The sequence below is a fragment of the Botrimarina mediterranea genome, from assembly GCF_007753265.1.
Classification (GTDB): Bacteria; Planctomycetota; Planctomycetia; order Pirellulales; family Lacipirellulaceae; genus Botrimarina; species Botrimarina mediterranea.
Window position 1 is genome coordinate 539,994 of the sequence record NZ_CP036349.1, and the last position, 13,735, is coordinate 553,728.

Consider the following 13,735-nt stretch of genomic DNA (forward strand, 5'->3'; position numbering starts at 1 on the left):
CGCAGCTTGCGACATTCGCTGTGCAGGATCGTACACGACCTGGTTTGGGATAGACGAGTCGGAAGGGGTTCGTCGTGTGCAATCACGGCGGGGTAGCGGTGTGAGTGTCGCGGCGCGGAAGTTGCTCTACTTGAATCGCTCCAATCAAGGCTTACTTCGCATCGCATTGGATGGCGCCCGGAACCGCCCGTGTTTGCAGTCTTCGATAATCACGCCGCCGACAAACCGAACAACGCCGACCGCGGGCCCGCGGTGCTGTTCTCGGTGCTGTGCCACTTGGCGCTGTTGCTGCTTTTGGCGTTGCTTACCAGCGCGGGACAAGGCGACGGGCCGCTGACGCTCTTGGCGAGTTTCGACGACGGCCTCGACGCCGAAGAGAGCCTCGAAGGCGTGCCATCGGTCCAACTCGAGTCCGAACTCGAAACGCCCGCTGCCCTAGAGCTGAGCGAACTCCTCGAAGAATCGCCTGTCGAGGCGCCTCGCATTGACGTCGGCCTGCTGCCCAGCGGCGCTTCGCCCGGAGAGGTCTCGGCGAACGACTCCGGCTCGTTGTCGTCATCGGTTCCCGGCGCCCCCCAGGCCGAGTTCTTCGGCGTGGGGTCGGGCGGACGATCGTTCGTCTACGTCATCGACTGCTCAACGAGCATGATCGAGCAGGGCAAGTTCGAACACGCCAAGCAAGAACTCATGCGATCGCTCCGAGCACTTCAGCCCAGCCAGAAGTACCTGATCGTGCTGTTCAGCGATGGCGCCTACCCGATGGACGACCTCGAGCCCATCAAGGCGAACAAGCGAAACCTCGACAAGACGGCGCAGTGGCTGTACGCGCTGGAGCCCGAAGGGGGCACCAATCCGCTGCCGGCGTTGCTCTACGCGTTGTCGCTTGAGCCCAGCGCCGTTTTCTTTCTCTCCGACGGCCGCTTCGAGCCGCTGGTAATCGAGACCATCCGCAAGGAGAACCGCCCCGGTCGCGACCAAGTTCCGATCCACACAATCTCGTTCTACACCCGGCAGACCGAAGGGATGATGAAGTTCTTAGCACGGCTGTCGGGCGGGACGTACAAGTTCGTCGCGCCGCTTGAGCAGCCATAAAACAAGAAGAGAGCCGGAAGCGTTTGCGCCAGGAGTTGTGTGCGATCAACGCTTTCAAGCATGTTGACCCACTTCAACTCCGGGTGCTATCGCTCCCGGCTCTCCAAGTTCTGCTTGTTCAACCGTGAACGCCTGCGATCACCAGGGCTTCAACTTCCACCCGAGGACGAAGCCCACGCCGAAGCACCACATCGCGGCGACGTCGGGATTCTGGCGCGCGTAAGTCGTGACGTACGTGACGAGGTCCGGCAAGGCTTCGCACGTCTCGTCTTGATTGACAACGTGGCTGCTTCTAGCTGCGTCAGAGGTTTGTTGCGGAATGGATTGCGTTGCGGCGTTGCCCATTATTCAGCTCCGTTAGGATAGGGGTCACTGGAGGAAGCACTTGTGCGGACAGTGGAAGCGGGCTCGCCGGCGAGCGAACGCAGGTTGAGTTCTAAGTCACGGACCGGGCTGATGAGCGCTTTGGCCGAACGACGGGCGATGCGATAGCCGGCAATCATCGCGACGCTCATCAGGACCATCGCGATGACCGCGACAATCGCCAGCGACGCGGCGAGCGGCAGCTCAGCGCTAGCGCTGAGTTGCAACGCGCCGGCGGCGAGCAACAGCGGAACCGCCGCCATTAGCAGCACCCCGCCGGTTATCGTCAGCAGGACGGCCTTCTGTAGCGAGGCCGAACTGCGGCGGAACTCGACGGCGAACAGCCGGCATTGCAGCGCCCCAAGGTCCACCAGATGCGTCCACAGACGGCTCACGTCTTGCTGGAGCGAACTCGAATTCTCTGCTGGGTGACGTATCATCGTTTCACCAATCGCCCGATGAGGAGTCCGACCGCCGCCGCGACGCCTAGGGTTACGAGGGGGCGCTCTTGCAAGTTGCTACGAACGAACTCCACCGCTTTCCCTTGAAGGGGATGCAGGCCGCCACTTGGTCCAGTGGACTCACGGGTTGGCCGGGTTTCAGAAGAAGCGGGGCTCGTCGGGATCACGGGGCTCATAAAGGGAAGTATCTGGTTGAAGCCGTCCGGCCCTTTGATCAGGGGCCCGGCCGTTTGATTTCTGGTCGTTTGATTTCTGTTGATTGAGTAACGCCGACTCGATCCTTGCCGCGGCGTGGCTCAAGAGAGCCCGACCCGCGAAGGCGCCGACTGCCAGCATCACGCTCGACATGAGGCCAGCCGACTGAGCGTCGGGCTGGTCCACCTTCAGTTGTATATTCTCATTCTTCGCGAGCTTCCTGACCTGACGGTCGCTGAGTTGGACGACACGCTTGGCGGTGGGGGCGAGCAGGAAGCCCGCCGCCGCCGCCAAGCCAACCGAAAGAAAGGGATGCGATTGCACATGCGATTTCCAATCCACGAGACGATGAGCGTCTTCACTGGTAGCCTGCGCGTCGCGATGGATCTCCCGACGGAGCTCCTTCATCGCTTGCCGAATCTGATCCGGGTCGTGACGTCCATTCGTCAGCGGCGCCTCGGGCGGCAGCCGTGAAGGTCGGTGCGAGCCATCCATCAATGGCCTCCAAACTGGGTTTGCAAGGCGCTGTAACCCGACTTGGCCGCCTCCTCCATCGAGTTGAGGAACTGGGAGCCGAGCCGCGTGGCGAGGTTGCCCGTCTCTCGGCGGTGTTTGGTGTAGCCGCTCTCATGCCGGCTCATGGCGGTACCGACCAAAAGGCCCGTCGCCAGACCTGCCGCCAAGCCAACACAGACGCTGGCCAGCGGCGCCTCTTCGATCCACTCCTGCGCGGTGTTTGCACAGGCGGTGTACGTGTCGCACGCTTCTTTCTGAGCGTCCATCGTTCTAGCTCCTAGGAGAATTTGAGCAGGGGGCGACGCGGTTCACTCAGCGCGATCGCGTCGTCAGCGCGACGATGACGCCCGCAATGAGGCCGGCGCCGAAGGCAATCGCGACCGACTCGGCGGGGCGACGGCGGACCATCCGCACCGCTTCGGTCTGACCGGCGGCGATGTTGTCGCGGACCCGTTCGACGCCGTCGCTGGCGGCGTGGCCGATCGACTCGGCGTACTGCGACGCGGTCTGCCTAGCGCGATCGAACATCGGCCCGGCTTGGTCGTTCATCTCTTTCACCCAGTTCTGGACGGACTCTTTGGCCTCGCCCGTCTTGCGCTGCAGCAAGCCGATGAACTGGTCGGTCGAGCCTTCGAACTGCAGCAGTTCGTCTTCGGAGAGCTGGCCCCACTTCTTCTTGGCTTCGCCTTTAAGTTGGTTCCAACCGCCTTGAATTTCTTGCTCGGTGACCATGATCCTTGCATCCCCAATGAATTGTGAGTCTTAATCGACGATCGGTGAGCGACGCGCTTCTGGACGAGAGGGCGTTCGCTTCGACGCAACCCACCTGGGGCAACTGCCGCGCCAATCGATAAACCCGCAGAAACCGAGGGCGACCTTTGGCTCACAGCGTCAGCGCTGAACGCGCATCGCTCGCACTGGTCGCCGTCGAGCCAGCGTTAGCGCGGGCGCCAGCGACGGCCTCGCGGAGCTAAAGAGAACCATTAAGAAGCAAAGAGCTCGACCGAAGTCGGTCACTCCAGTATTCGGACAGGCGTGATTCCGCGAGTCTTCCCTACCAGACTAACTTGCCCTTTCCGCCAGGGTGATCCCGTTCTCGCAGCGGTGGGTACGCGACTTGCTGATGGCGGAGCGTCCAGCTTGTTCGCTGGCGTTGCACTTCGCCATCGGGAGATTCTGGATCATGACCGTAAGCCCCTCTGTCGCCCCCGCCGCGGAGCGTCTTGCGGACCTGACGCGGATCGACGGCGTCTCGGCGAGCCTGTCGGAAAAGGCGATGACACGCTCCTACACAGTAATGGTGTGCCTTGTGGTGTTGACAGCTTTGGCGGTGCTGACGGCGATGTACTTCGCCCGTCCGGTGCTGCTGCCACTGACGATGGCCGTGGTGCTGAGCCTCGTGATGCGGCCGGCGGTGACGGCGCTGCGGAGCTACGGCGTGCCGAACGTGGTCGGCGCGTCGGTGCTGTTCGCCCTGCTGCTCGGCGCCGGCGTTGTGGCGGTGACGACGCTCCGCGCCCCTGCGCAAGCCGTGCTCGCCCAAGTGCCGATGACGCTCGACTCGGTCACCGACCGGTTGCAGGGCTACCTCAAGCCGCTGAAAGACTTGCAAAGCGCCGGCGTCGAGATGGACGAGATCACCAAGTCGCCCGGCGAGCGTGATCCTCTTCCCGTGCGTCTAGAACAGCCCGCCCTAAGCGGCGAGATGCTCAACACTACCGGCGAGTACGTCGCGGGCGTCACGATCACGCTCGCGCTGTGGTACTTCCTCCTAGTGTCGGGCGATCGCTTCCTTGAGAAGACGGTCACGCTTGCGCCGACCTTCCGCGGCAAACGCGAAGTCGTCGCCACCGTGCGCGAGATCGAGGCCCGGATCGGCCGCTACCTCGGTGCGATCACTCTAGTGAACGCCGGCCTCGGCGTGGCGATCGGCCTCGGCCTGTGGGTGATCGACTTCCCCAACCCCCTGCTCTGGGGCGTCATCGCCGCGCTGCTGAACTACTTGCCATTCGCCGGACTCGCGATCGGCACAGCGCTGATGGCGGTCACGGGGATCGCGACGTTTGAGAGCCTGCCGCACGCTCTCTTGGCGCCCCTGATCTACCTGGTGGCGAACGCCATCGAAGCGAACCTGGTGACCCCGATGCTGCTGGGCCGTTCGATCGACCTCAACCCCGTCGTGATCCTGCTGGCCGCGCTGTTGGGCGGCTGGCTGTGGGGCGTGGTGGGCATGTTCCTCGCCGTCCCTCTGCTGATCATCGCCCGGGTAATCTGCGAGAGCGTCGAGTCGTTGCACCCCGTGGCGGTCTACTTGGCAAGATAGCAGTAAAGACACTGCCTACCGAGTGACGTCGCCGGCTCGCCGACTTTAGTCAGGGCTGCGTCTTACGGCGCTGGCTTTAGCTGAATCCGCAGGATCACAAAGCGTCGCTGCGTGGCGCCGGGGTGCTGTTGCTGACGGAGTTGCTGTTGCTGGAGCAGCGCCGCGATCTGCTCGGGCGTGAGCTTCACCCGCAGCGGCACGGCGCGGACGTTCGGCGCCGGCTGGGGGACGGCTTGCGGCACGGTCTTGGGCTTGGCGGTTTGGCCGGATGCCGACTGGTTTGGAGCGACCGTCACGAGAGAGCCCTCCTCGCCATCGTCCAGTTCGCTGAGGAGGCGGTCGAGTTCGGCCTGTTCGCCTTCGACGTAAACGAGTTGATCCTCGGCGTCGGCGTTATTGGCGGGCTCGCTGACGGCCATCAGTGCGCCGGGGAGCTGCGTACGCTGCGGCTGCTGGAACGCCAGCCGCTGACGCAGTTGCCGCAATCGCTCGGGCGTCGCTTGATAGTTGACCACCTGCATGCCGGGCGACGCTTGCTTCATCGCGTTGAGGTACGAGGCGAGCTGCTGCGAGCGAACCGCGGCGTTCTGCTGGGCGATCTGCGCGCGGCCCTGCGGCGCCTCAGGACGCCCGAAGAAACCGATCATCACCGCCGCCGCCGCCGCCACGACGGCCCACACCCAGCCGCGCGAGCCCTTGCCGAGCGGCAGGCCGTAGTAACTCTCCGGCTCGGCGAGGTCCTCGTCGTTATTAGCTTGACCCGTCGCCTGACGACGCAGCGCCTCCGCCACGACGCTCGACGAAAGGTCGCGGGTGAACGTCGGCGCCGGCGCCGCATGGCAGAGCTGACCCAGCGAACGCAAATCGTCGGCGAACCGCCGCGCAGCGGGGTCGCTCGCCAGCAGCCGCTCGACGTCGGCCGCCTCACGCTGCGAGAGCTCGCCGTCGAGGTAGGCGCTGATCCGTTCGCCCAGCTCTTCGGGGAGTGTCGTGCTATTGGGAGGGGTGCTCATCGGTCGCTTCCCGATCGGGTTCCATGAGAGTTGCTAATCCGTGCCACGAATCGCTCGTGGCGAGCTCTCTTTGTTCCTAGGGCATTGGTCGCAGTTGGTTGAAAATTGGTTCCCGCCGCTAGCCGCCGGTGAATCACGTTGTCGCTGTCTCGCTCATTCAATCCTCGCCCAGCAGCGACGCGAGGCGATCGCGCAACTGCGCTCGTGCTCGGAACAGCCGGCTCCTGACGGTGCCGATGGGGGCGCCGATCACTTCGGCGATCTGCTGGTAGTCCATGTCCTCGAACTCACGGAGGACAATCACCTGGCGGTGGTCCTCTTCGAGCTCGGCGATCGCGGCGTGCAGCAGCTCGGCGCGCTCGACTTGGACGGCCGGTTCGGTCGGGCCATCGGCTTCGGCGACGGGCTCAACGCCGCCCGACTCTTGCACCACGTTCAACGACACCCGCGGTCGCCGTTTGCGGCTCTTGCTGATCGCTTGGTTGAACGCGATGCGGTAGATCCAGGTGTAGAACCGGCTGGAGCGTTGGAAGCTCGACAGCTTGAGGTACGCCTGGACGAAGGCCTCTTGGGCGACGTCTTCGGCCTCTTCGGCCGAGCCCGTCAGCCGCAGCAGCGAGCCCCGCAACCGGTCTTGGTAGCGAGCGACCAGCTCGCCGTAAGCGGAAGACTGGCCCGAGAGCGTCCGGTCGATGAGGCGGTCGTCGATCACCTGCTCGGCGTCGAGCGGCTTCGCGACGTCTTGGTCGGACGTCGCACCCTCCCCGATGGCGCCGGCGAAGGCCGCGCCGAGGGCGTGCGACAGGGGGATCGATACGCTCGACAAGCCGTCGTTCTCGCGGTCGGAATCGTCGTCCTTGGGCGATTCGTCGGAAGGGGGTGGATCGGTCACGACGCTCCGCACAGCGAAGGAGAGAGCGGCGTCGTCAGCTGGGACGCCCCCCACGGGGGACAAGTTCCCAATGCCCGCCGCCGCAGGTTGAGACAGCGAGTAAAGCGAGACGCCGCAGTGGTTTACGGCAGCCGAATCGTTGAGTTTGGAAGGTCTACTGCCAATTTGGAACCGCCAAGACGCCAAGAGCGCCTAGGGTCGCCAGGGGGCATTAGACAGGATGAACAGGATTGGCGGGATGCTGTCGCTCATCCCGTTGATCCTGTAAATCCTGTCTAATTGATGGTTCTTGGCGATCCTTGGCGCTCTTGGCGACTTGGCGGTTCCTGCAATGAGCTCACTGGACTGGTTGTCGGAAGCCCTCGACGGGCTCACCCAGGAGGGGCTGCGCCGGGAGCGGCGGGTTGGATCGGGGCTGCCGGCGGGGGCGATCGACTTTGGGTCGAACGACTACCTGGGCATCGCCGGGGACCCGCGGCTCGCGCTGGCGGCTGCTGAGGCGTCCAAAAAGGGCCCTTGGGGGGCCGGGGCGAGTCCGGTGGTCTCGGGACGCAGTTCGCTCCACGACGAGCTAGAAAGGCGTCTGGCGGCCTTTGAAAGGGCCGAGGCTGCCATCGTCTTCCCCAGCGGATTCGCAGCCAACGCCGGCGTTGTGCCCGCCCTCGTCGATGAGGGGGACGTGGTCTACGCCGACGCTAAAAACCACGCTAGCCTGATTGATGGCTGCAGGCTAACGCGGGCCGAGCGGCGGGTTTACCCGCACAACGACGTCGCTGTGCTGGAAATGATGCTGAAGCGGGATTCGGGCCAATCCCGCCGCCGGCTGATCGTGACCGACGGCCTGTTCAGCATGGACGGTGACTTCGCCCCGTTGGCGGAGTTAGGCGAGCTAGCCGAGCGGCACGACGCGATGCTCCTGGTGGACGAGGCCCACGCCACGGGCGTCTGGGGCCCCCACGGGAGGGGTTCGATCGAGCACGCCGCCGTTCAATCGCCGCGGCTGCCGGGGCAGGTAGCGGTCCACGTGGGGACGCTCAGCAAGGCCCTCGGCTCGGCAGGCGGCTTTGTTAGCGGCAGCGGCGCGCTGATTGACTGGCTTTACAACCGGGCCCGGCCCTACGTGTTTTCCACCGCGAGCCCCCCGGCCGTCGCGGCAGCGTCGATCGCGGCCCTCGAGATCGTCCAGGCCGAGCCAGAACGCCGCGAAGCGGTCCACCGCAACGCCGCATTGCTCCGCGAGCTGCTGCACGCCGCCGGCTGGAGCACCGGCGCCTCGGTGAGTCAGATCGTGCCGATCCACGCCGGTGAAGCAGAGGTCGCCCTTGCGCTCTCTTCCCAACTCGCCGAGCGGGGCTTCTACGTCCCCGCGATCCGGCCCCCATCGGTCCCAGTGGGCGAGTCGCTGCTGCGGGTGTCGGTGTCGGCTCGACATTCGGCGGAGGACCTGCGGCGGTTGGTCGAAGCCCTTGGTTCGCCCCGGAAAACGGAGTAATCGTTCCGACCCGATTCAGGACCGGTGCGCCAGAACCAGGGGCAAAGCCCCTCGGTAGAGGCAAGTACTTGCCGCGGGGGGACTTACGTTCTTTAACGCCCTGCTGGCGATTCGTTGACCGGCAAGGCCGGCGTGTTTACGATCGGTCTTGGTTCACTGTCTTTCCCAAAACCCGCAGACGGCCTTTCCGCCGGGCTGTGGCTGACGTGGGCTAGTGGTCCGTTGCGACCCTAAGCCCCACCCGGAACGGAACGCCCCGCCTTGATCGTTACTATCCTGCTCGGCGTCGTCACGCTGTTCGTCCTGGTGGGGGCGTTCTTCGCCTCGAAGTACTGGCACTGGGCCCACGTGCTCGTGCTGGTCGCCTTCTACTTCGCAGCCGTTGGCTACGCGATTCTGGCTGCCCGGTCGCTCGACACGCGACTGCAGTATCAGAAGCAGCTCGCCGAAGCCGAGGTGAATCTCGAGCAGCAAGTTGTCCTCAACGACGCGATGAAGCGCGGCACGCAGGACCCGCAACTCGTGAATCAGCTCGCGGCGCGAGAGATCCTCGCTGCGCAGGATGCCGAGTCGTTCCCCGGTGTCGTGCAGCAAGAGCACGTGCTGCGGATGCAGAACCGATCACGTGGCCGCGTGTGGCGGAACGTGATTCCGCTGGGCGCGCCGAACCCCGAGACCGGCGCCGTCGAAGTGGGCTTCAACGAGAAGCGTCCCGCCGGCGCGGCGGCCGAAGGTGAAGCCATCGAAGGAGAAGAGCCGCCGATCGAAGGTGAAGAGGCCGCGGCCGAGCCCGCGGAGCGGACGCCGCTCGAACTCGAGCCGGATTCGATCGTCTACGTCTTCGAGGCCGGTCCACTCGAGGGAACCGACGGCCAGTCCACGAACCAATACCTCGGCGAATTCCGCATCGATTCGGTCGAGCCGGCAGCACGCACAGCGGTGTTAGAGCCACTCGATCACTTGGCGACCGACCCCTACGCGACCGACCGCCTCATCAAGAGCTCGCAACGCAACGCCCCCTGGATCGTCTACCGATCAATGCCCGCCGACGACCGCGACCTGTTCGCCGGCATGGACGAGGAGACCCTCCGCCGCTTACTCCCCGAGCAAGTGGTCGAGGAGTACCTGCGCGATGGAACCCCGGCCCAGCCAGACGACCCCGAGGCGCGCCTCGTTTCGATCGACGCCGACGGCAACATTGTCCCGCCCGACGAGGCCGAAGAGCGCGGCGTCGCGAAGATCTATCGCCGCCGGATGCGCGACTACGCCCTCATCCTCAACAACCTCGAAGCCCAGCGGGCCGAGCTGGTGTCGCGCCGGCTGTCGTTGGAGTCGGACATCGCCAAGCTCAACACGGCCCTCGCCGGCGCCAAGGAGCTGACCGCTTATCGCGAACAAGAGCTGGCGAAGTGGCAAGCCGACTTTGCCGCGGTCGAACGCGAGCGACAAGCCATCAATAGCCACAAGGCGGCGTTGCTCGCCCAGGTCGACAACGCGCGGCGGTTGCTAGACCAGACCCTCGAGCAGAACGCACAACTCGCCTCGGCGCGCCTCTCAGAACGCGGCTCGCTCACTCCGATCGGCCCCGGCGAACTCGACGTGGACGCGCTGTAGATCGCGGTCAGCTTTCAGCGGTCAGCTTTGCGGTACAATCCGTGAGTTGGATGCTGATCGTTGAATGCGACACCGCAGGAGTTCCGCCATGCTGTTGGCGACGACCACGACGCCCGATCGGGCGACCGCCGACGCGATCGCCTCGGCGCTTGTTGAAAAACGGCTCGCGGCTTGTGTGCAGGTGTCGGGGCCGATCACCAGTGTCTATCGCTGGCAGGGCGCCGTGGAAACGAGCGAGGAGTGGCTCTGCACGGCGAAGACGACCGTCGAGCGTTGGCACGACTTGATGGCGCTGGTGCAGGAGATGCATCCGTACCAGACGCCCGAGATCATCGCGACGCCGATAGACCAGGCGTCGGAAGCGTACGAGGTTTGGGTGCGCGGGGAGGTTTCGGCAGAGTGAGTTGGTTTGATTCTTAGCCGGGGGCTGCCGCCACCGGCTAAGAATCAAACGAAGGGTTCGCGACTCGAAGGCGTCCTAGCCGTGGGCGGTAGCCCTCGGAGAACCTCACGGCAAGCGTTCAACCTCACCGTGTCGTAATGATCGAGCTCACCGACCCGAACCCCTGCCCCCACAAGACCTCGACGGGGACCGCCGCGTAAACGCCGCGGGTGAAGACCTGCTCGATGAAATCGTCGAGCACCTCGATCGGCGACTTCGGCACGAGCACGATGTCGGAGTCGTTCAGCCAGATCTCGTCGGCGGGGACAGGCCGCTTACCGTACAACGCGCCGCGGACGTCGACCATCGTCGCCATCAGACGCCAGTCGTCGCCGCGGCGGAAGACGACGACCTGACGCAGGTTCGAGCCATTGGTCCAGCTGCCGGCTAACGCGATCGCTTGCATGACAGTCGTCGGGCCTTTTAGCTCGAACTGACCGGGCTGTCCGACTTCGCCGAGCACGTAGATGAATCGCGGCGCGCGTTTCTCGAGCGCCACGGTGACCGTCACGCCGGGGATGACCGAGGCGTAGCGGGCGTCGATCTCGCGCGACGCCTCTTCTAGCGTCAGACCTTGCAGGTAGACGCCGTCGATCGACGGCAGTTGGATCGTTCCTGACGGCGTGATCGTCTGCGTGATCTGCCGCCCGCCGATGATGCCGCCTCTGCCGTCGACGGTCTCGAGCAAGTCCTCGAGCTTCGTGTTGACCTGGATCGGCGTGACGGTGATCGCGGGGACGTTGTAGTATTTCTTGAATCGCTCTTCGAGGTCTTCTTGCAGAGCGACAATGCCGCGACCCGCCGCGGGGACGCGACCCACCAGCGGCAGCGTGATCATCCCGTCGGGCTGGACGACGACCTCGCGGCTGAGGCTGTCTTGCGACGTGGCGCCGGCCGTCTCGGCGCTAGCCGATGCCGACACGCCCGCCGTCAAGGACTCGACGCGGACGCGGTCGCCGACTTCGAGTTCGTAAGGCTTCGACAGGACCTGACGGCTGCGCATGAAGCGGAGCGTCAACGAGTCGTCGACGCGTAGCCGGTACTCGGGGACGTGCGCCGTACGGGCGTGGCCGACGTATTCGCCTTGGGCGTAGCGTTGCCAGTCAATGGCGCCGCGCGAGTCCCAGCCAACCTCGCCGCCACCGTCACAGCCGTTGCACGCCGTTGTGCCATCGACGCCCCAGATGGCGTGCGGCGCGGCGGGGTTCGCGCACGGGCCCGCGACGCAACTGCCGGGGCCGTCCTGCTCGACGCAGGGCTGCGTCGCGCAGGGTTGGGTCGCGCAGGGCATCGGATCGACGAGCATCGCCGGCGGCGCCGCGAGCGCGCTCACTGCCAGGCTAAGCAAGCCGAGCAGGGCGATCGCGGGCTTCGTCGTGGAGAGTCGAAGGGTCATCGTCAGACCAAAGGCCTCGGTTAGCGGTAGACGCGTGGCTGCGATGCGACGGCGGGCGGCGCGGTGGGCTGCGGCTGGAAGGCCGGTTCTTTCGACCAGCCCGTCGCCCGTTTGGCGCGCTCGACGAAGCCCCGCCACCCGCTCGGTTGGGCCCGCTGCGGCGCCGGGGCTTGTTGCGGCGCCGGGGCCTGCTGCGACGCGGGGGCGTAGACCTGCCGGGTGTTGGACGATCCAACGGGAGCGGCGGCGGGCGTCGCCGCCGCGACGCTCGGCGCCCGACCCGCGGGTGGCGATTGTCGGAAGGCGTTCGGATCGACCCACTCGACGCCGTGGCGACGCGACACTTCGCCCGCCGCGCGTTCGCGTTGCGCGAGCTTCTCACTCTCCTGCTTGGCGGCGACGGCGGCTTGTTCGCGGCCGAGCTTGTCTTCGATCGCGGCGAGGTTGGCGTGCACCGTGGCGATCGCGCCCGGCTGCGACGCGGCGGCCTGCAGCACACGGCTTGCTTGTTCGTAGCGCCCGTCTTGTGCGAGCCGCACGCCGAGCTCGTTCGCCGCCAGGAAGTTTTGCGAGTGGGCATCCACCGCGGCGCGGTACATCACGAGGCTCTTGCGGCCGGCGGTCGCGTCGCCGCCCTGGGCCTCGAGCCGGGCGTACGACTTGCCGAGGCCATACAACGCCATCGAACCAGCGGGCTCGTCGGCGACCGCTTCGGCGAGGCACACCGCGGCGTGCTGCGAGTACTGGGCGATCGCCTCGTGCGGCGCGACGGGGCCCGCTTCGTTCGTGAGCCGCACGCCGTGCGAACTGGCGATCGCGGCGACGTCGAGTTCGGCCTCGAGCGCGGTCCCCTTGGGGACGAAGTCGTCGGCCTCGTCGAGCTTGCGCAAGCCCTCGGCGAGGACCGTCGCGCACCGCGTCGAGCCTTCGGTGGCGTCTTTCGCGAGCGCGACCTTGCGGAGCACCTCGATGAACTTCGCGCGGGCCGCATAGACGGCGCCGCTCTTGCCGAGCTCGAAGCCGGCCTGCACCTCGGGCTCGAGTCGGCGGCTGAGGTCTTTGGTGGACGCGGTGTAGCTAAGCAACGCCTCGTTGTCGGCCGTTGCGAGTTCGAGGAGCTCGCGCGGCGTTGTGTCGGGCACGATGGCCTTCAAGACGGGCTTTGCCGGTTCATTGATCGCCGACGTCTCGGCGCCACCCGACGGCGGCGCCGCGGCTTCGATCGAGGTTGACGCCGTGGTGGACTTGAAGCTCGGAGGCCCTTCCCAGTGGCCCGGGTTGGGGTCCAGCGTCTTCGGGAAAGCAGGGCCTCCGGCGGCGCGCGCCGCCACGCGCGGCGGGGGTTGCATTGTCGGCAAGCCGGGGATCGAGTCGTCCTCGGGAGGGCCGAACGCCGCCGGGTTGTAGATCATGGTGGCGCCCCCTTCGACGTTGGTCGTTGGGAAAGGGGCCGTTATCGGGTAGTCGGCCGTTCGGGCGGCGACGGGCGTCGTCACCGGGACCGTCGGCGGGGTGACGGGTTCGTAAGCCGGCGGCTCGAACGAAGGCGGCGTGGCCATCGCCGTTGCGAGATCGTCGTCGCCAAGCGGCGAGACGGCGCCCTCCGGCAGGTGGTACGACGCGATCGGCTCGGCGGAGACGTCGATCGGCGCTTCGCTGACTGCGACTACCGGCGCGCCGCCGTACCGCTGGGCGAGCACGACCACCGTCGCGACGCCGAACGCCAGCGTCATCAGCACGCCGCCCAAGGCGGCGGCTAGACGGAGGGTTGCTCGCTTCGGATTCGCGGCTTCCATGCCAGACAGCTCGGAGTTGCGACGCGGTCCGCCGGCGTCCTTGCCAAGCGGCGAACGGCGGGCTTTCAATCGATGGGGCTACTGCGGATGCAGCAGTTCCACCGACATAATGGCGCGGTCGTCCGCCTGTAGGTTCGGAA

Annotated in this window: 15 protein-coding genes; 5 read left to right on the forward strand and 10 right to left on the reverse strand. The window is 65.9% G+C overall.

The genetic code is table 11. The features are described 5' to 3' along the window. Nucleotides 1–189 precede the first annotated feature (189 nt). Complete coding sequence (locus tag Spa11_RS02070; RefSeq protein ID WP_145106254.1) at nucleotides 190–1,092, forward strand: vWA domain-containing protein; 903 nt, start codon at nucleotides 190–192, stop codon at nucleotides 1,090–1,092. A 138-nt stretch (nucleotides 1,093–1,230) separates the two neighbouring features. Here Spa11_RS02070 and Spa11_RS02075 read toward each other — a convergent pair whose 3' ends face one another. The 6 genes from Spa11_RS02075 to Spa11_RS02095 are packed head-to-tail and all read right to left on the reverse strand — an operon-like array spanning nucleotide 1,231 to nucleotide 3,359. Continuing rightward, on the reverse strand, nucleotides 1,231–1,437 hold the full coding sequence (locus tag Spa11_RS02075; protein ID WP_145106259.1) for a hypothetical protein: 207 nt from the start codon (nucleotides 1,435–1,437) through the stop codon (nucleotides 1,231–1,233). Then, nucleotides 1,437–1,895, reverse strand: coding sequence for a phage holin family protein (locus Spa11_RS02080; protein WP_145106263.1), 459 nt, complete (start codon nucleotides 1,893–1,895; stop codon nucleotides 1,437–1,439). The genes Spa11_RS02075 and Spa11_RS02080 overlap by 1 nt, the downstream gene beginning before the upstream one ends. After that, complete coding sequence (locus tag Spa11_RS23545) at nucleotides 1,892–2,092, reverse strand: glycine zipper domain-containing protein (RefSeq protein ID WP_391503300.1); 201 nt, start codon at nucleotides 2,090–2,092, stop codon at nucleotides 1,892–1,894. Before Spa11_RS23545 ends, Spa11_RS02080 begins: the two co-directional genes overlap by 4 nt. Next, nucleotides 2,055–2,606 carry a hypothetical protein gene (locus tag Spa11_RS02085; RefSeq protein WP_145106268.1) on the reverse strand — a complete coding sequence of 184 codons (552 nt, stop codon included), beginning with the start codon at nucleotides 2,604–2,606 and terminating at the stop codon, nucleotides 2,055–2,057. The genes Spa11_RS23545 and Spa11_RS02085 overlap by 38 nt, the downstream gene beginning before the upstream one ends. Continuing rightward, nucleotides 2,606–2,893 carry a hypothetical protein gene (locus Spa11_RS02090; RefSeq protein ID WP_145106277.1) on the reverse strand — a complete coding sequence of 96 codons (288 nt, stop codon included), beginning with the start codon at nucleotides 2,891–2,893 and terminating at the stop codon, nucleotides 2,606–2,608. The genes Spa11_RS02085 and Spa11_RS02090 overlap by 1 nt, the downstream gene beginning before the upstream one ends. 46 nt (nucleotides 2,894–2,939) lie before the next feature. Then, nucleotides 2,940–3,359 (reverse strand): CsbD family protein, encoded by a 420-nt coding sequence (locus tag Spa11_RS02095; RefSeq protein ID WP_145106284.1) that lies wholly within the window; start codon nucleotides 3,357–3,359, stop codon nucleotides 2,940–2,942. A 352-nt stretch (nucleotides 3,360–3,711) separates the two neighbouring features. Between Spa11_RS02095 and Spa11_RS02100 the strand changes: the two genes are divergently transcribed. Then, nucleotides 3,712–4,950, forward strand: coding sequence for an AI-2E family transporter (locus tag Spa11_RS02100; protein ID WP_145106291.1), 1,239 nt, complete (start codon nucleotides 3,712–3,714; stop codon nucleotides 4,948–4,950). 62 nt (nucleotides 4,951–5,012) lie between these two features. Here Spa11_RS02100 and Spa11_RS02105 read toward each other — a convergent pair whose 3' ends face one another. Next, on the reverse strand, nucleotides 5,013–5,963 hold the full coding sequence (locus Spa11_RS02105; RefSeq protein WP_145106295.1) for an anti-sigma factor family protein: 951 nt from the start codon (nucleotides 5,961–5,963) through the stop codon (nucleotides 5,013–5,015). A 157-nt stretch (nucleotides 5,964–6,120) separates the two neighbouring features. Next, nucleotides 6,121–6,855 (reverse strand): sigma-70 family RNA polymerase sigma factor, encoded by a 735-nt coding sequence (locus Spa11_RS02110; protein ID WP_231933121.1) that lies wholly within the window; start codon nucleotides 6,853–6,855, stop codon nucleotides 6,121–6,123. A 331-nt stretch (nucleotides 6,856–7,186) separates the two neighbouring features. Between Spa11_RS02110 and Spa11_RS02115 the strand changes: the two genes are divergently transcribed. The 3 genes from Spa11_RS02115 to cutA all read left to right on the forward strand — a co-directional run bounded on the left by Spa11_RS02115 (nucleotide 7,187) and on the right by cutA (nucleotide 10,364). Next, entirely contained in the window at nucleotides 7,187–8,347 is a 1,161-nt protein-coding gene (locus Spa11_RS02115; RefSeq protein ID WP_145106304.1) for an aminotransferase class I/II-fold pyridoxal phosphate-dependent enzyme, read from the forward strand. Nucleotides 8,348–8,608: 261 nt separating this feature from the next. Beyond that, complete coding sequence (locus Spa11_RS02120) at nucleotides 8,609–9,961, forward strand: hypothetical protein (protein WP_145106312.1); 1,353 nt, start codon at nucleotides 8,609–8,611, stop codon at nucleotides 9,959–9,961. 88 nt (nucleotides 9,962–10,049) lie between these two features. Continuing rightward, nucleotides 10,050–10,364 (forward strand): divalent-cation tolerance protein CutA, encoded by a 315-nt coding sequence (gene cutA, locus Spa11_RS02125; protein ID WP_145106322.1) that lies wholly within the window; start codon nucleotides 10,050–10,052, stop codon nucleotides 10,362–10,364. A gap of 124 nt (nucleotides 10,365–10,488) precedes the next feature. Here the strand turns inward: cutA and Spa11_RS02130 are convergent, their stop codons facing one another. Continuing rightward, the gene (locus Spa11_RS02130) at nucleotides 10,489–11,799 is read right to left on the reverse strand and encodes a polysaccharide biosynthesis/export family protein (RefSeq protein WP_145106331.1); all 1,311 of its coding nucleotides are present in this window, start codon (nucleotides 11,797–11,799) and stop codon (nucleotides 10,489–10,491) included. A gap of 20 nt (nucleotides 11,800–11,819) precedes the next feature. Next, nucleotides 11,820–13,664, reverse strand: coding sequence for a tetratricopeptide repeat protein (locus Spa11_RS02135; RefSeq protein WP_145106338.1), 1,845 nt, complete (start codon nucleotides 13,662–13,664; stop codon nucleotides 11,820–11,822). Between the last annotated feature and the right edge of the window lie 71 nt (nucleotides 13,665–13,735).